The sequence below is a fragment of the Bacteroidales bacterium genome (assembly GCA_041671145.1).
Classification (GTDB): Bacteria; Bacteroidota; Bacteroidia; order Bacteroidales; family JAHJDW01; genus JAQUPB01.
Genome location: JBAZBZ010000002.1, coordinates 45,639 through 64,755 on the forward strand (window position 1 = coordinate 45,639; position 19,117 = coordinate 64,755).

At 28.6% G+C, this 19,117-nt stretch carries 13 protein-coding genes and 1 tRNA gene; 3 read left to right on the forward strand and 11 right to left on the reverse strand.

Features of this window, described 5'->3' with window-relative positions; translation table 11 throughout:
- Positions 1-46: 46 nt before the first annotated feature.
- The 7 genes from WC223_00915 to WC223_00945 all read right to left on the reverse strand — a co-directional run bounded on the left by WC223_00915 (position 47) and on the right by WC223_00945 (position 9,214).
- The gene (locus WC223_00915) at positions 47-1,558 is read right to left on the reverse strand and encodes a glycosyltransferase family 39 protein (protein ID MFA6922790.1); all 1,512 of its coding nucleotides are present in this window, start codon (positions 1,556-1,558) and stop codon (positions 47-49) included.
- Between the two features lie 250 nt (positions 1,559-1,808).
- The gene (locus tag WC223_00920) at positions 1,809-2,759 is read right to left on the reverse strand and encodes a polysaccharide deacetylase family protein (protein MFA6922791.1); all 951 of its coding nucleotides are present in this window, start codon (positions 2,757-2,759) and stop codon (positions 1,809-1,811) included.
- A gap of 24 nt (positions 2,760-2,783) precedes the next feature.
- Positions 2,784-3,452 carry a hypothetical protein gene (locus WC223_00925; protein MFA6922792.1) on the reverse strand — a complete coding sequence of 223 codons (669 nt, stop codon included), beginning with the start codon at positions 3,450-3,452 and terminating at the stop codon, positions 2,784-2,786.
- A gap of 61 nt (positions 3,453-3,513) precedes the next feature.
- Positions 3,514-5,013, reverse strand: coding sequence for a glycosyltransferase family 39 protein (locus WC223_00930; protein ID MFA6922793.1), 1,500 nt, complete (start codon positions 5,011-5,013; stop codon positions 3,514-3,516).
- A gap of 63 nt (positions 5,014-5,076) precedes the next feature.
- Entirely contained in the window at positions 5,077-6,366 is a 1,290-nt protein-coding gene (locus tag WC223_00935) for a hypothetical protein (GenBank protein MFA6922794.1), read from the reverse strand.
- A gap of 251 nt (positions 6,367-6,617) precedes the next feature.
- Positions 6,618-7,688 carry an exostosin family protein gene (locus tag WC223_00940; protein MFA6922795.1) on the reverse strand — a complete coding sequence of 357 codons (1,071 nt, stop codon included), beginning with the start codon at positions 7,686-7,688 and terminating at the stop codon, positions 6,618-6,620.
- A 23-nt stretch (positions 7,689-7,711) separates the two neighbouring features.
- Positions 7,712-9,214 carry a hypothetical protein gene (locus WC223_00945; GenBank protein MFA6922796.1) on the reverse strand — a complete coding sequence of 501 codons (1,503 nt, stop codon included), beginning with the start codon at positions 9,212-9,214 and terminating at the stop codon, positions 7,712-7,714.
- Positions 9,215-9,353: 139 nt separating this feature from the next.
- Between WC223_00945 and WC223_00950 the strand changes: the two genes are divergently transcribed.
- Positions 9,354-9,425: transfer RNA gene (locus tag WC223_00950), tRNA-Gly, on the forward strand.
- An 11-nt stretch (positions 9,426-9,436) separates the two neighbouring features.
- On the opposite strand, the gene WC223_00955 is transcribed toward WC223_00950, so the two are convergent.
- Complete coding sequence (locus WC223_00955) at positions 9,437-10,018, reverse strand: flavin reductase family protein (GenBank protein ID MFA6922797.1); 582 nt, start codon at positions 10,016-10,018, stop codon at positions 9,437-9,439.
- A gap of 350 nt (positions 10,019-10,368) precedes the next feature.
- Here WC223_00955 and WC223_00960 point away from each other — a divergent pair, with 350 nt between their 5' ends.
- A complete protein-coding gene (locus WC223_00960; GenBank protein ID MFA6922798.1) occupies positions 10,369-13,626 on the forward strand; it encodes a gliding motility-associated C-terminal domain-containing protein in 3,258 nt (1,085 codons plus the stop codon).
- 1,454 nt (positions 13,627-15,080) lie between these two features.
- Here WC223_00960 and WC223_00965 read toward each other — a convergent pair.
- From WC223_00965 to WC223_00975, 3 genes are all read right to left on the reverse strand, one after another.
- Positions 15,081-15,935, reverse strand: a complete 855-nt coding sequence (locus WC223_00965; protein ID MFA6922799.1) for an Omp28 family outer membrane lipoprotein — start codon at positions 15,933-15,935, stop codon at positions 15,081-15,083.
- Between the two features lie 2 nt (positions 15,936-15,937).
- Positions 15,938-17,590, reverse strand: coding sequence for a DUF6029 family protein (locus WC223_00970; protein ID MFA6922800.1), 1,653 nt, complete (start codon positions 17,588-17,590; stop codon positions 15,938-15,940).
- A gap of 140 nt (positions 17,591-17,730) precedes the next feature.
- Complete coding sequence (locus tag WC223_00975) at positions 17,731-18,258, reverse strand: TlpA disulfide reductase family protein (protein ID MFA6922801.1); 528 nt, start codon at positions 18,256-18,258, stop codon at positions 17,731-17,733.
- Positions 18,259-18,418: 160 nt separating this feature from the next.
- Here WC223_00975 and WC223_00980 point away from each other — a divergent pair, with 160 nt between their 5' ends.
- A complete protein-coding gene (locus WC223_00980; protein ID MFA6922802.1) occupies positions 18,419-19,117 on the forward strand; it encodes a porin family protein in 699 nt (232 codons plus the stop codon).

Sequence of the window (19,117 nt, forward strand, 5' to 3'; positions counted from 1 at the left end):
TATTTTATTTTTTTTATTATTTGGTTTTATTTATTCTTTACGTTTTCTATAATTTTGCTACCTTCTTTTTCTTTAACGGTCTAATCAAAGGTCTGTTAATTTTTCCTCCTGTAAAATCAAATATTTCAATTTCTCTGTTATTATTCCTGTTGCGTAATATAACTTTATTTATGTTTATTGAAGTGTCAACTTTTTGAATTATTGTTTTATTTGATTTAAGATGAAAATTTGTCTGTTGCGCATCGGTAAAATAATAATAAAAAACAGTATCATTTTTTTCGTAGACATTATCTATTTTCTTTGCAATTACATTGAAGAATTTATTCCTTGTTACAAAATAAGTATTGAAATCATAAATTATCATTACACCGATATACACTGTGAACAAAACAAAAAGGAAGTACTTAAGAATATTTCTCACAAAGAATATCTCGTAAATTCCAATTGATAAAGAAATTATTATAAAAGGAACAGAAAATTGCGAATATTGAAATGAATAAGAAAGAGTGTGCCCTGATTTAACAGCTAAAATATTAGCCAATAAAAAACATGAAAACCCAAGAGTTAGAATTAATGATATTTTTTTTAATTCAAATGTCTTTTTATTTTTAAAAGAAAGCAAAATAAAAGCCATCGGGATTAAAAGTATTAGAGCAAGGTATCTCATTTTATAGCCCCAGCCAAGCATATCCCAATGTAAATAGTCGCCAATCAAATATGTGTATAATTGATATGTATATAAAATCATTATTTTTATACTTATAACTTTTTCCCACAAATCAAATTCCCTTGCTTCTTTGAGCCACATTTCATTTCTTTGAGTCATCAATTGAAATCCCTGGTATCCATAAATAAAATACCATAACAAGAACACAACGAGCACAATCACACCACATATAAAAAGATTTTTCCACTTAACTTTATCTCTTAAAAATAAAATTGCAAATAATGCATGAACTAGAATTATGTAGAATGCCGAATAATGTGCAAACAGCAGCGCAATAGATGAAATTGCGTACAAAAAATAATTTATTTTTTTATCTTTTTCATAAAATATTTTAACAAAATAAAATGATGAAATAAGTGAAAGTAAAATTGCAAATTCGTATGAACGAGTTAGCACACCGAACTGAATTAGCGAAGGATGAATAATAGCAATCGCAGAGCTAATGTATGCAACATTTATATTGAATAATTTCTTTGCAAGTAAAAAAGTAAATAAAACAACTAATGCACCGCAAATTACAGAAAATAACCTTGTAGCAAAATCGCTGCTTCCAAAAACAGATGACCAGTAATATAGAATAATATTATATAACAAACAATTTCCCGATTCGCATCTCATATTACTACTAATAACACTTTTGATATTATTATTATTATATGACTTATTATCAAAAGCCGAAAAAGTATTAAAAGGCACCTGACAATTTGAAGAAGTGTATGTAATCATAAACTCATCCCATGTCTTGGAGTTATAGTTTATTGAAATTATTCTCACAGCAAAAGCCATTATGAATATTGATAAAACAATTAATATTTCTCTGTTAAATTTCATCTGTTTAAATTTTGTAAGTGATTGAAATTACTGCTGTTAATTTGATGTTTTGTTTATTTAACTTTTTTAGTTGCTCCCTCCCCACAACCTAAACACATGCTGATCGCGAATACCCATGCCTTTCTTCGTTGAAAACAGCACTGAATTTTTAATCATTTACGGTTTCTGCAACCTATTTTGTTTGCATGGATATTTCATATATTTTAATTTTAGTTTCTTATAATTTATTTTTCGCAGCATTTAATCTGTTTTAATGTACATTCCCGTTAAAAAAAGAATTCACAAAGCTACGGGTATTAATCAACTCATATCGTTCCATTAAATTAGATATTATTCTTTCCGATTTTTGTATTTTATTTTTAACGGAAATTTTGATATTTGGGTGAACCGCAAGTTCATTAGGAATACCATCACTCAAATCCATAAATTCAATTATATGGAACAAATACATCATATACGGCTTATTTATTTTTTTTGAAATATAGTTTGAATATATGGAAGGAGCCCATAAATTAAAACTATTATAAAACGGAAGTCCCAGTACATTAGTCCTTGAAAATGGCAATTCCAAAAATTTATGGGATTTCGCATCTGGAACCAACCAATTATTTGCACTTGGTGTGTATGGATATTGTTCAAGTTTATTAGTAACAGTTCCGAAATCTGCATTATTGAGTCCGTTTTTAAAAAGCGCTCCATGCAAGATTCTAATAATAGGCACCACAATTGACCAAAATCCCGAAGAATCATATTTAAGCCCCAAATCTACAGCAATATTAATTACCTTTGAATTGACACTACAGCCGGGAGAGCGAAAACCTATTGGAGTAATACCGGTTATTTTCGCTATTATTTGATTACACATTTTAATTTCTTCCTTTATTTTTTCTTCAGGCAAATTTGCCAACCCAAAAGGATGAGAATAGGTGTGGTTTTCTATTTCATGACCATACTTGTGCGCTTGCAAAATAATATTTTTAATAGCTTCACTGCTTTCAAGCTCGTCTCCAACCACAAAGAAAGTAACTTTTATATTTCGCTGGTTAAAAAAGTCCAATGCTCTATTCCAAGCTGTTTTGTAAAACAATTCAAGCTTATTCTGATCGAAAACCACATTATTAATCTTATAGAAATTCATGAGTTTTACCGGTGAATCCACATCAACAGTGATAATTAGTTTTCGTTCGTTATGATTATTCATCTATTCTATTATTAATTTTTAGTATCAAATGCTTTTCGTTTGTATGATAATTGCAACTTCATTTGGGTTATCAGATTGAATAAAAATCACTGAGTGTTTTTGATAAAACTTTATTGCCCTGTCATTAGTTTTTAAAATTCGTCCCAATATGTTTTGTATATTGTTTATTTTAAAATGAGCTATAACAGTTTTCAATATTACATTTGGAATACTTATTTTTTCAATCGGGTCGATGCTTTTTCGGAAATTCTCCAATACTCCACATGACAAATACTCACCCATTTTATAACAATACTCATTTTGTTGTAATTTCCCCAATAATGTATCTTTTTTCATTTTTAATAAAAATTTCAAAAATAATATTATTCTATTGGGTTTTGATACCATAATAATCCCTAACAATACAAAAACCAGAATAAAATATTTCCTCATTCCTTCTTTCATAAATGTAAAAGGTTTATTTGTACATGAACCGAATCCAACATATTCCTCATTTTGTTTATACAGATAAACTTCAATTAAATTGTTCTTTGTAAGTTTAGAATAATAAAACTTTGAAAGAAATAAATAGCCGAGTTTTGAAAGAATGCTTTCGGGTAATAGTTTAATGTGCAGATTACTCACTGCTTTCACATGTTCTTTATTATCCCACTTTAAATAGATAATATTTTGATTGTTTGTTTTGTACTCCATGTTTATTTAGTTTTATATTTTGACTTACGGAGTGACATTGAGGCACTCCGTAAGTTAAATTTCAATTACTTTTTTTCTTAAGCATTTTATTCAAAGGTCTGTCAATTATTGCATTTGTAAAATCAAAAATTTCAATTTTTCTATTATTTTTTCTGTTAAAAAGCATTACTTTATTTATATTTATTGAAGTGTCAACTTTTTGGATTATTGTTTTATTTGATTTAAGATGAAAATTTGTTTGTTGGGCATCAGTATCATAATAATAACAAACAGTATCATTTTTTTCATAAGCATTATCAATATTCTTTGCAATCACACTGAAAAATTTATTCTTTGATACAAAATAATTATTAAAATCATAAATTATCATTATGCCAAAATACACTACAAGCAAAATAAAAAGGATATACCTAAAAATATTTTTCATGAAAAACATTTCATAAATTCCTATTGATAAAAAAATTATTATAAAAGGGATAGAAAATTGCGAATATTGTTTTGCAAAAGAAGCAGTGTGTCCTGTTTTAATTGCTATCAAGTCAGCCAACAAAAAACATGAAAAACCAGTAGTAAAAATCAGAAACAACTTACTCATTTCATTTTTTTTTATATTTTTAAATGAGAATAAAATGAAAACTATGGGTATGAAAAGAACTAAAATCAGATACCTCATTTTATAGCCCCATCCAAGCATATCCCAATGCAAACTGTCGCCAATGAGGTATGTAAATAACTGATATGTATATAAAATCATAATTTTAATGCTTATTACTTTAGTCCATTTATTCATTTCTTTTGCATCTTTCAGCCTCATTTCACTTCTGTATGCTATCTGCTGAAACCCTTTATATCCATACGCAAAATACCATGCAAGAAAAACCACTATTACAATTGCAGCGCATATCAATAGATTTTTCCATTTAACTTTGTCTCTTAAAAATAAAATTGCAAATAGTGCATGAACTATAATTATATAGAAAGCAGAATAATGCGCAAACAGTAATGCAATAGTTGAAATTATATATAAAAAATAATTTATTGTTTTATCTTTTTCATAAACTATTTTAACAAAATAAAATGACGAAATAAGCGAAAGCAAAGTCGCAAACTCATAAGTACGAGATAACGCACTGAATTGAATTAGCGAAGGATGTATAATAGCAATCGCAGAACTGATGTATGCTACATTTATATTGAATAATTTCCTTGCAAGCAAAAAAGTAAATAAAACAACTAATGCACCGCAAATTACAGAAAGCAATCTTGTTGCAAAATCGCTGCTTCCGAATGCACATGACCAGTAATACAGAACAATATTATACAACAAGCAATTTCCCGATTCGAAAAAGAAGTTATTATTTATAACCTTTGTAATATTATTTTCAATAAACGACTTGTTATCAAAAGTGGAAGAAGAATAAAGTATCTGGTTATTTGAAGAAGTGTACGTAATAATATATTCATCCCAGTTCTTTGGTGTACTATTTATTGAAATTATTCTCATAGCAAAAGCTACTATGAATATTGTTAAAGCAATTAATGTTTCTTTTTTATATCTCATGAGTTGTATCTATTTTCTTAATTAATTATTAAGATATATTTCCTATTCAAAAATCATATAAAATCAAATTATTCTTATACTTTTAATATATTTTTCAAACAATAATATATTTGCAATTACAACAATACTTATCCCACCAATATAATACATCGGAAAAGGATATACCAATACTCCGGGAATAATATAAAAACCAAAAGTAATCAGAAAAATTAAAATTGTTTTAAATGAAGATTTTGTTTTAAAGAAATAGTAGATTCCTAAATTAAACGAAATGAAAATAAACATCAAAACATATATGAATTTTTGAAATAATGTTTTCAAAAAAAATATTTTATCATTTATTATTATTTTCAAACACACATTTTTCATGATGTCTTCATATTCTTTAGGATATTTGTAAAAATCAATTTCTAATTTCTTATTTATTTTCTTTGCGACATTAAAACCCGTGGTATCATGGCATGTTATACCATATTTATTATTACCAAAACCCATACCTAAATATAAACTATGCCATAAAACATGTTTGTTATTTACTAAATTAATTTTATTTTCATACTTATGTTCAATAAGCCAATTGTTTCTTTTATTAATTAAATGATTAAAATATATTGAAGGAATATATATAGGCATTGTAATAAATAGCAAACAAATAATTTTATACTTAATGCTAAAGTTATTTTTATTATAAAACAAAACATATAAAATAAAAAACAACAATAAACCTGTTCCTGAATTGCTTCTGAATTTATTTGAAATTCCAATAAAAACTCCTATAAAAAACAATATCAATAAAAACAACTTGCTTTTACTGCTATCAGCTTTTTTTAAAAAATATATTATTAAAGGAATAAATGAAATAATAAAAAAAGACAGAATATAAACATTCATAACAAAGAAGCAAAACAAAGATAACAAGCAATACAATGAATAAGAGTATATTTTGCTCAATTTATCATCGAACAACAAAGAAAATCCTATTGTAGCGACAAAAAATCCGGAAATAATAAATAGAGAAAATAATAATAAATAAGCATTAGGGATAGTTGAAATATTTAAACTATTTTTTACTGCTACTACAAAAAAATAAATACCCATATCATCGCCAAAAAGCTCAACAGGATTATACTCTTCTACACGTTCTCCTTTATCATTTGAATTTTCAAGGTAATATAACAAATATGTATTGGTTTTATTAAATGCTTCATCTGTTTTAATTAGTGCATTTATCCTGAATCCCTGATTTGCAAATTTCAAATTATTAAATAAATCTTTTTCATCAAGTTTATAAAAAGCAAATAGTATTAAAATAAAAACTAAGGACGGAACAATTAATTTGATATTTTTTTTCATGCTTTTAAATTTTGTAAGCAATTAAAATTTCTGCTTTTAATTTTCTATTTTAGTTAATAAACTTTTTTAGTTACTCACTCCCGCAAAAGCCAACCGCACAACCTGCTCGTGAATATCCATGCCTTACTTTGTTAAAAGTTGCGTTGCTCATTTAATCATTTACGGTTTGTGCATTTTTTTTGTTTGCATGGATATTTCAGCATATTTATTTTTAAAATATTATCAAAATTTCTGATTTCAGGTTGTTTGGTTTATCTCAACTCCAAATATTCAAAATGATTGTGTATATTATTAATAAAGCCGCTCGGTGAAATATATTCTTCATAAAGTTTTCTTATATTCAATTGAAGATTTAAAAATTCCTCATCGGAAATGCTGTTATGAAAATCCAAAAGTATCTTGTCGATTTTATTTATTTCGTTTTCTTCAACCCAAACTACATATTTTTTCCAGTCGATGCAAAAATCATAAGGCAACACACAATCGGTATTAATAAAAACAGGAATTCTTCCGCAAATAATAGTTTCATAAAAACGATAGGAATAATTTCCTCCTCCTCTTGTGCATAGCACATAATTATTATTTATTATATTATCGATAAACATTTTTTTATTCTGCGACATGGTAAGCTTTTTATCGCCAAACATACTGGTTATTGTTATATCTGAATTTATTTTATCATTATTTTTCAAAATTTTTAATGCATCAGCTCTGAATTTATAACCATCGTAATACCACTTTTCATGCAACAAACATTTTTTTGAAATCTTATAAGAAACCCTGTTAATATTATTTTTTAATTTCTTTTTAAATATCTCCAGTGCATCAATAGGCTGCGAACAACCTCTGAAACCTATTTTAGGTTTTTCTTCTTTTTTGCTTAAAAAATAATTATCTTTAAAATTTATTACTTTTATATCTTCTCTCCACGAAGGCATTGCAAAATTTATCGAATTTGCGGTTCTCTGTTTTGATTTATTTAATGAAGTTCTGAAAACAATCGAATTTTCTAAACCTATATCTTTATCATCATCATCATAATAAAATACAATTATCTTTTTATTCTTTTCGTTTGCAAGATTTATAAGGAATTTCGACTTTTCGAGTAAATTCAATGCTTTAAGCCATTCCCAGTTTATTGGCAAAATAAAAAAGTCGGCATTATCTGGTTCATGCACCAGTTCAAAACCGAAATTTGATTGAGAACATGGATTATTTTTATTGTCATTAAAAAGAATAGATGTTAAAATAAATGATAAATTCTCAATATTATTCTTTGCAATATTAAAATCCGTAAACAATTTAATTTTTGTTGAATCCATCTTGTAAAAATAAGTTTTAATCTCTACACTTTATTATCAGGTATATTATATCTACTTATGAAAGAATTAAAAAATTTAATTTTTCTAAGAAAAAACATTATGAAGTACACTACGCCCATAGCAGCAAAAGGGTAGAATGGCATAAAGTAACGGGCTTCACAATATCTGAAAATGACAGGGTATATTATAATTAAAAACAAAGGAATTGATAAAAAAATAAAATATTTTCGTTTTTTAATAGTAAGCATTACTAATCCGGTAATTCCAAATAATAAAGCAATGTAATACAAAAGTGATTGGACAAATTTTATATAAAACTGATAGGGTTTATAGTAGCTGAAATTCTTACTTATTGGCAGGTAATACGAACCGCTGTGAATTGTATAATTCCTTATTAGCCGTATGTATGATAAAAAATAATACTGAAAGGGTTTTTCTCTGATAAAAGCTTGTTTATGTTGATTAAATCTTGCAACTATGAACTTTTCAAGTGAGTCGTTTTTATGCAATTTAAATTCCAATAATAAATCACGGGTTTTTTCTATATCTTTTTTTGTGCATGAACTGCTTTCGACAAAATCGGGAAGGGTATAATCGTTTCCAAAAATCCATGGCCAAAAATAATTCCCCGCAGTTTTTTTATCCCAATTTATAAAATTTTCACCCCATGCCCTAATTAGTGCTTGGCACGCCAAATCGGCTTCCGGCATCATATAACCCGCATTTTTAGTTTCAAAAAACATAATTGGTTTTTTAAAAAGCAAATAGTTGCGAATTGTCCATGGAGTAATTAACATAAAAAATGGTACCGAGATGATAATACAATTTTTCGATAAAACTTTAATTGCATTAAAAAAAGAAAGTTTTCTGTAATACATTATTAAATCTGCAAATATTAGCAAATAAGCAAATATATAAGGAGGCTTTATTGTAGCAATGTACCCCAGAAAAAATGAAGAAACAATAAGGTATTTTATTTTTCTGCCTTCTTCAATGTATTTGTAATAAAAATATACTGCAAAAATGACAAATGAAGCTGTTATACTGCTTGTCAACAATGTAAAACTATAAAAAGTTACATAAAAGCTGAACAGCATGAATATGATATATGTCCAGAAAAACAAAATATTCCGGAATAGTGCAAGTATCATTTTTGAAAAAACAAAAATAGCTATACTTTCAAGCAATACCTGAAATACCACAACTGCTGTTGAAGCATTTTCATAAGAAAAAAATAATCTAAAAAAAAGAAAAAACAAACCATAAAACGGAGTTCTTCCTGCAAAAACTTTTCTTTCACCATTCCACCAGTAATATGATTTTTTCTGAAGAAAATTTTCTATCGGTTCAATATATGATGAAGCATCGCCAGAATAAGATGCTATGCCATGAATTAAGTTTGGCGATTGCTTTTTTATAAGAGAAGATAACCAAAGTACTGTTAATAATTTTATAAAAAAAATTATTAAAATAATTATTATGCTTTTTTGAATAGAAATATCGATATTTATCGATTGTTTGTTCATTAACAAAAATAAAAAAATAATTTCCTGAAAGGAATTTTCACAAAAGTAATGATTTTTAATTTATTTTATACGCAAGCAAAAACAGAAAAGATAACAAATTTCACAATTAATTATTTAAAAATTTTAATTTTGCATTAAAGCGGAAGTAGTTCAGCGGTAGAATATCGGCTTCCCAAGCCGAGGGTCGCGGGTTCGAATCCCGTTTTCCGCTCAAAAAAATCTTTATTCGGTTTTTGTTTTCTTTGTAAAATAATTTCCGGCACTAAATCCCAAACCAAGCTTCTCCCCTATTGTCCAATACTCACGAATTGTCGAACAATAAACAAGTGGATTTATTTTTTTTATATCAATCTTATTATTACTAAATTTATCCGAATCAACGTGTGTTTCGAGAATTTCACCAAAAATAATTATTCTTTCGCCAAGTTCCATTTCCTTTATAACTCTACATTCCATATTCAGCGGACATTCTTTTATAAGCGGCACATCTACTTTTAAGCTTTCCATTGCTGTAAAATTCACATCTTTGAACTTGTTCGTATTTTTTCCGGAAACTATTCCGCAATAATCGGCTTCTTTATATTTATCTGCCGGAGGAATATTAACCGTAAAGACAGAATTTTTTCTTATTAGTTGCAATGAATGTCTTTTATTTAACAGTGAAAAGGCGATTGTTGGCGGATTACCACTAACAATACTTATCCAGCCAATAGTAATTATATTTGGATTTTCAGCAGTGCCCGTTACCACCAAAGCAGCAGGCATGGGAAAAAATGTGGTCGAAGGACCTATTTGCTTTTTCATTTTTATAAAATTTAATCAATAATACAAATTAACAATATAAAAAGCAAAAATATTAAAATTAAATATATATAAAAACAGATAAAACAGATGAATGTTTTTTTAATCAAAAAAATTATTAATATGTATTATTAAGTTGTAATTTATTTTTCTTAATTTTGTTACATTAATTTTTTAATGTTATTAAACATACTCTATTAAATTTTTACTAAATAAAAATAATAATGTACTCATTAATGCAACTTTTTTATATTAATTAGTGTCTTAACAGTAAAATTCTAAAAAAAACCAAACCAACTTACATACTAAACAGTATAACTCATTTTTATTTTAAAATAATAATAAAATTCATCATGAAAAAATCAATATTAACTTCAGCATTACTGTTAATTGGAAGTTTCATTTTTGCACAAGACGGAACACGTAAACCAATCAGTGACCCTACGGTAAACGGGCAAACCATAGACCTAACAACAGGTATGGAAATTACATCGAGCGGAGCAAACGCCTCTACATCTCCTTCTCCTAATTATCACCCGGTAACATATGCTGCAAATGAATATTATACTGTTGTTTTGCACTCAGCAAATCATACCAAATTGAAATTTTCTTTCAGAACGATTAGTCAATTAGCTCCTGATGTTTCTCATGTTCCAATTGAGCACGTTGATATAAAAAGCACCGACCACTTAAAAGTATATGAGGGAATTGGCACAGGAGGCACTGTGTTATTTGATTATACAGATTTATCTTATACAACTACAGCTTCATATCCAGCTTTAAACGGGAGTGCAGTTGTTTCTATGGGGGAGTATATAACTATTGAATGGACATCTGCTTCTGCAAGCGCAGGTTATGGATTCAGGGTCGCTGTGGGTTGTCCTCCCGATAATTGTAATGGAAACAAGCCCGCTGCGGATTCGTGTCAAAACGCTACACCTATTTGTGATTTAACAAACTATTGCGGAAACACAAGTTATTGGTATTCCCGCGATTTGCCGGGAACCACAGGAGCCATGTGCGACGGGAACTTTTCATATCCTACTACCTGTGCCCTTTTCAATGGTGCTGTTGATAACAATTCGTGGCTTATTTTTCAGGCAGCCAGTTCTGCAGTTAACTTGCAGGTAACTGTTAGTAATTGCACAAACAGTACCAATAATGGAATTCAATTTGCAGTATATAATGGTTCAAATTGTAACAATTTTACTTTAGTATCAGATGCAGTATATATTAGTCCTACTGGCATTCCACCTCCTGGTACAACTGTTTCTTTAACGGGGCTAACTCCAGGTAATAATTATTACATTATGATAGATGGAAGGAACGGGGATGTTTGTGATTATACAATTAAAGCAAGCAGTGGTGTATCTGTTATTAGTGCAAATTCTACAAATAATAACATTTGCTTGGGAACATCTACCACTCTTTGTGCAAGCGGGGGAAATAATTTTACATGGAGTAATGGTGGCGGATTAGGGAGTTGCGTAACAATTTCTCCAACAATTACTACTACATATACAGTTACAGGTGTTCCTGATTTTCAGTTATGTGGTCTTCTTGGAACGGCTTCTGTTGTGGTTACTATTAATACACCACCTGCTGTATTAGCAACAGGAAACTCAATTTGCAGTGGAGCATGCACAACAGTTACTGCAACTGGAGGATTAACATATACATGGAGTACAAGCCCTGTGCAATACGGCTCTGCAATAACAGTTTGCCCCACAGCTACAACCACATATTATGTTACAGGAACAAATTCATCGGGATGCACCAACACTTCTTCAACAGTTGTTACTGTAAATACTTTTACTGCGTTTGGAGCTACGGGAAATTCAGTTTGTAACGGAGGATGTACAACAGTTACGGCAACAGGAGGAAGTTTTTATACGTGGAATACAAGTCCGCCACAAACAAGTTCTACTATTACTGTTTGTCCATCAGCAACAACAACATATATAGTCACCATTACAAATTCTTTAGGGTGTTCGGCAACTACTTCAGCAGTTGTAACAGTAAACCTCTTTACTACAATTGGAGCTACGGGAAATGTAGTTTGTAGTGGAGGTTGCACAACAATCTCGGCAACAGGCGGAGATACATATACATGGAGTACAAGTCCAACGAAAACAGGTGCTACTATTACTGTTTGTCCTACAGCAACAATAACTTATACCGTTACCGGTGCAAATTTTTCAGGATGTTCAGGAACTTCTTCAACAGTAGTAAATATAAACACAATACCTAACATCACTGCAACAGGTGGTCAAGCTTGTAAAGGAATATGTACGACAATTTCAGCAAATGGACCTAATTTATTTATGTGGAGTACAGGACAGAGTGGTAATATCATATCAGTTTGTCCTACAACTACTACCACATATACTGTTACCGGAACAACTGCAAACTGTACAAATTCGACGTCTGCAATAGTAACAATATTTGCAAACCCAACAATAACTGCAAACGGAGGAGCAATATGTATTGGCAATTCATTTGTTATCACTGCTTCAGGAGGTAGTTTGTACACGTGGAATATAGGACCAAATACTCCCGGCATAACTGTCAGCCCTACTACTATCACAACTTATTGCGTAACAGGCACCGACTCGCATACTTGTTCAAATACTTATTGTGTTATAGTTAATGTTAACCAAAAGCCCGGTATAACTTTAAATGGAACACCATCATCTATATGTTATGGTAATAATACTATTTTAACAGCTAGCGGAGGTAATTCATATAGTTGGAATAATGGATTAGGTACGGGACAGCCTAAAACAGTTTCACCAACACAAACAATTATGTATATCGTAACTGGTACTAATAATAACGGATGCTCTAATACCATACAAACAACTATTACTGTCTTTCCACAACTTTTTGCAAGTACAATCCCGACTGATGAAATTTGCAATAATGACAGCGGAGCAGCTTGTATAACAGTTACAGGCGGAGTACCCACATATTCATATTTGTGGAATACAGGAGCAAATACAAGTTGCATTAATAATTTACATACAGGAAGTTTTACTGTATCAGTAGTTGATTTGAATGGATGTCCAATAATAAGAACTATAGTTGTTAATAACATAATGACAGACCCTGATGGTACTCCAACTGCCGATAAATATCTTGATGTCATAACTCACAAATTTTTATTTGACTGGAATGGAACAAACGGCTCAAATTATCATTGGAATTTTGGCGACGGAGATACAAGCAATCTAAAAAATCCAAATCATACTTACGAAAAAAGTGGTAAGTACACAGTAAAACTTATTGTAATGTCAGCGAATGGCTGTTTAATGGAATACACTTTCACAGTTGAAGTTGTAGTACCATTCAAAATTGAAGTTTTCAATGTTTTCACTCCGAATAATGATAACATTAATGACAGATACAAGGTTAAATATACTGGTGATTATTTATATTTCCGAATGTTGATTTTCGACCGATGGGGAAGAAAATTACATGAAACAAAAGATATTGATGCAGGATGGAAATGCGATAATTGTTCCGATGGAACATATTATTATATAATTTACGCAAAAGGAAAAGACGGAAGTGAATATGATTTTCACGGAGCTCTTACTTTAATAAAATAAATTTTAAAACTGCGTTAAACTTTTTAATATTTTTTTGAAACCGGGATAAAAATAAATTCCGGTTTTTTTATTCTTTTATTCAAATTTGAATCAAAGTAAAACAAAAATGATTTCCAACAAATTATTTCGCTATTATAATTTAAGCTCAACTATAGCATTATTTCGCTTCATGCCTAAAGTTTAATTTGGGTTTAAGATACATTACAAAATCTCAAAAAAATATTGAGAAAAAATCATTCATCTATATTCTAACATTATTATATGTTCACAAAAAATATTTTTTGCGAATTGCTAAAGTTGTTTCAAGTATAAAAAAATATTTTATATTTTGATATAAGATAGTATATGTTTTAAATTTAAAGACACATAATTTCAAACATCTAATTTATAACTTCTATTTTAATATCAATCAAGATTTCAATAATTTTTATTTTCAGATAACCATTTTTCTTTTTTTCATTTCTTCAAATAAAATCTTTTAAACTTTCCATATTCATTTTTTTACATCATATTTTTAATACAACAAATAACTTCAATATAGTTAAACTACAAAGAAGTCAAACACAAAAATTGAAATTACTTTCAGCAAAATAAAAATATGATATTTTTTATAGCAGTTTATTTTTGAAAAAGAATTAAATAAATCTACAAATCTCATTAAATGAAAAAGTAATATAATAAAGAGTTTACAATACTTTTCATTCAGAACATAAATGCAAACACAAAAACTTTTTTAATAAAAAATAGATTTTTCATTTCGTTAAATTATTTTTTAAAAAAATCAGTTTTATTAATCTCAAAAAATAAAAAAACATTTCGTTTTTTTCTATTTTAATTTCATTTTAATTAAGAAAATCAGCAAATACTTGTCATTATTGATGTGTATATACTATGATTTTATGACTATCATTAAATTTTTCTTTGTTTCTCAAAAAAAATAAAAATTTTTAACTTACAAAAAACATAAAAATAAATTTTGCATTTATAATTTCATAAAAATCAAATTCAAAAATTATTTTTTTTCTTACAAAGAAATATTTTTCATTCTTCTATTTTCCTTTATTAATAATACTTTCCGTTATTGAAAAAAAAATAAAAAAATATTTTCAAAAAAAAAGTTAATAACTTGTTTATATTATTAATAACAAATTTAAATCTATGATTAAATTTAATATTATTTTTGTTTCATTAAAACTCAGGAAAGTTGTTTGGAATTTTTAACCTGAATTAAAAAATCAAACTGTAATAAGTTTGAAAATGAAAATTTCAGCAGAGATTATTCCACTCTGATAATTGGAATTAAAATGTATACATATCATGGCAAAAAAAGTTGTTAAAAAAGCTGTTAAAAAAGCAGTAGCAAAAAAGAAACCTGCAGCAAAAAAGAAAAAAAAGTAAGTAGGTTAAACTAAAAAGGGGGATTTAATCCCCCTTTTTTATTTTGTAAAATTATCTTACAAAATTATTTTTTCCTCTTCCGCCTGAACAATTTCATAATTAAAAGTATTATAAACAAAAACCACAACAGTGCAATTTTTTTCTTTCCACTCATTGTTTAAAACAATACTATAATTTTTAAAAATAGTAAATCCGGTTGGCGTATTTCCACTTATCAAAGTATCGCCCCACGTTGAATTAACTGCACATCTCAAAACATGCTGATGAACATAATCGGCAATATCAGGAACTATTCCTAACGCAGGTGAATTATTTTTCTGATATTTTATTATGCTATCTTCCGTGAGATAAACACAAAGTTTATAAGTTCCGGTAAATGATTTTAAAAATTCTGTTTTTACATTTACATTAAGATTTCTATTTGTGTTTGAGTAATTATTTGTGATTTCGATATGTGCATCGGGAGAAATATTTATTATTTCATTTATTTTTGTTCCCCAGTCAGCATAACTGAAAATATAATCTGTATTATAACCTTTTCTGTTTATCATTCCGCTGGGAACTCCAAATGCACTTACTCCGAAAAAATTATAAATATCGGTGCCGGTTGTTGTTCTGAAATCATAAATATAATTTCCGCTGGCATCCGGTTCAGCAAAATATCCGGCATGAAGAGAAATCACTACCAATCTTTCACCGAATTGTTGTTTCAGTTCCATAATAGTGTTAGCTGCACCGGGACAATTAACACATTTATGTCCGGTAAAATCTTCAAGTAAAATTTTTCTTTGCTTTAAAGTATCATTATTTTGTTCGGTATTTTTTTTCTTATACGGAGGTTCAATTTTATCGCAAGAAATAAATGCAATAAAAAAAATAAATATTACAAAATAAATAAATCTATTTCTCATTTTTAAAAATTACTTGTAATTGACATTGTAATTCCATTCATTGAAGGAACATTTCTGCAAACGCCACCTGCGCATATAACTCCTTCATTTTGTCTTCCGTAATTTATTGCAATTCTTGTTGCATTTTTCACAAAACCTAATGAAGCCGTATAATAATGAATTTGTTTTTTGCTATTGCTGTTTCCATAATTCCAATCATCAGAAACTGTAAAAAACCATTTCGGACTAATTGTATATTCCAACAAACCGGATGCCCAATTACCTTTATCCTGTTCAGTATATAAATGTTGCAGTTCCATTCTCAAGTTATTTTTTTCATCAAGTTTGTATGATAAATCAAGAGCGAAAGTATTTGCATAAACAATACCTTCGCCAGTATGACCTTCGATAATATCTTTATTATAAACCAGATTTGCAAAAAATAATATCACTTTTATTTTTTTGCTGAATTTATGAGTTACCTCCGCATTAAAATCCTCAAAATATTTTTCATTTCCTATTTTAAAGAAATCGGATTTATAACCCAACGTTCCTTTTTCATTTAATGGAATGGTATCATTAGTTTTTTCCTTATCAATTGAATTTGCAATTGAATAATTCAAATTTATTACAGTACCATAATTACCACCCAGCCATGTATTTTTTTTAACAGTATAAATAACCTGTGCATAAAAACCAATTTCTCCGTTTGGTTGTGTTGCATAAGGATACATTGATGCCAATGAATAGGTGTGTTGTTTTGTTAAAGCAGGCAAATAATTTATTAATAAATTATTTCCGGTTGCATTTCTCTCAGAACGAAAATCCATATTGTCAACTCTCTTTGCCGATAATAAAATGCCAAGTCCTTTTTGTGAAAATGTAATTGATGAATAAATTGCATTGCCGGGTTTGTATATTAAATTATTAACTGCCGAAGGGTCATTTATTTTGTATGCATATTCTCCGTATAAATTAATTTTTCCTGAAGTAAAATTTAACCTTCCGGCACAAGCAGCCACATTCTCCGGAAAATAATATATCGGGTCATTACTATTCTGATATTTACTTACAAAGCTTCCGCCGAAAGTTAATTTTGTTTTCTTTTCCGAAAGTTTTTTAAAAATATCATTTAAAAAAAATTCTCCGTCAGCACCTCTCACGATTCCTTCACCTTTAGTGAAAAATGAACGCTGATTCCCGACAAGTCCTTTTAAGGTAATTCCTTTTATAAGTTCTGATTTTATTCTTATTCCATCAATTGAATTATCAAAACCAAGTCCCCGGTCCTCATAAGTTCTCAATATCATTCCGCTTCCGAACTGTTCATAAAAATTTCCGACAGTTATTTCAACATTATCGGTTTTATATGAAGCAAATCTGTATGGTATCCCATTCCCTTTATACCTTACATCAAATCCTTTAAGTGCATTCTGATAACTTTCGAATCTAAATCCCGCATTAAATTTTGAATTTGTATATAAAAAATTTGCAAAACCATTCATTAAAAAATCTTCAGGAACTTTAGTGGCTCCAATTGCAGTATCTTTAAAATAATATTGACAATCCGTTTGAAAGCTTCCATGAATTTCCCCATTTTTTAAAAAATTCTGAGCGGAAATACTTATTTTAAATCCAAATATCAACAAAAATAATATTACTGATTTATTTTTCAATTTGAAAATTTTAACTTATACCTTTTTAAAAAATATTATGCCTTATTAGCGAAGTTGTTTGTTGAAATCTTGCAATTTTTCTAACTTCCAACATCCAACTTCTAACTTCGAATTAACGTAGTTTTATAATTAACATAATTCTATTTATCTATTGCTTCTCCCTTAATGATTTTTCTTATAATATTGATTAATTCGATTTCAGAGCCCTCGGTAAATGAAGTGTGCTGCCATACAACTTGTCCTTTACCGTTTAAAATAAAAGTATGCGGTATTAAATTCACATTCATTGCTCTTTTAAAATCGCTGTTTGCGTCAAGCAATACTTCGTACGTCCAATCATTACCTTCAACAAACGGCTTAACATTCAGAGTTGTTCTCGAATCATCAACGGAAACGATAATTATTTTAACACCGGTTTCCTTTTGCCAATCACCATATAATTCGGCAATTGTTGTGAGCTCCTTAATACATGGTTTGCACCATGTTGACCAAAAACTTAATATTATAGGTTTACCGTCATTAGAAATTGAAGAAGTATTAAAAGATTTTCCATCTATTGTTTTAATATCCACTGAAGGCAATACTTTATTATTATCTTGTGAAAAGCCACCATTTGCAATTAAAATCAAAATGATTATTATCAGAATATTTTTTTTACTTTTTATCATAAAAAATATATTAAATAAAATTATAAATGAAACAAATACAAACTTAAGAAAATAATTAATTAGTTACAACAAGTATCAATTTCGTTATTAAGCCAAAATAAGAAATTTACTACAACAAAATTTCATTTTTATCGTTTAAAGAATAATTAAAACGCTATAATTGAAGACAAAAACAGTCATATTGTTTTTTTTTATTACTTCGATAGTTTTGGCACAAAAGCCAAGAGTTGAAAACATGCCTAAATTTGACCGAAGACCATATCATTTCGGCTTTTGTTTCGGCTTCAACAAATACGATTTTACAGTACGCACATATCCTGATTTTTTTAAGAATGATTCAATGGCCATTCTGGAAACAACTCCGACATGGGGTTTTAATCTCGGCATATTGGGTAATCTGAGAATTGGAAATCATTTCGATTTAAGATTGACTCCCACATTAACCTTTGGCGACAGAAATCTCGACTATACTTTTCTGAAAGGAGACACGATAAAAATCAAAAAATCAATAAAAGTTGAATCTTCAATACTTGAATTTCCTTTAAGTTTAAAATACAAATCTGCAAGGGTAAACAATTTCAGAGCTTATGTGCTTGGTGGAGCAAAATACAGCATAGACCTTGCTTCCCAGGCGAAAAAGAAAACATTTGATAAAGACATTGTTAAAATAAAAAAAAATAATATTTCTTTTGAACTGGGTTTTGGTCTTGATATGTATTTCGAGTATTTCAAACTTTCTCCCGAAATAAAATTTTCAGTCGGAATACCCGATTTACTTGTAAGAGAAAATACAGTTTACACAAATTCTATTCGCAATCTTACTTCCAAAGTTCTGTTTCTTACATTTTATTTCGAATAA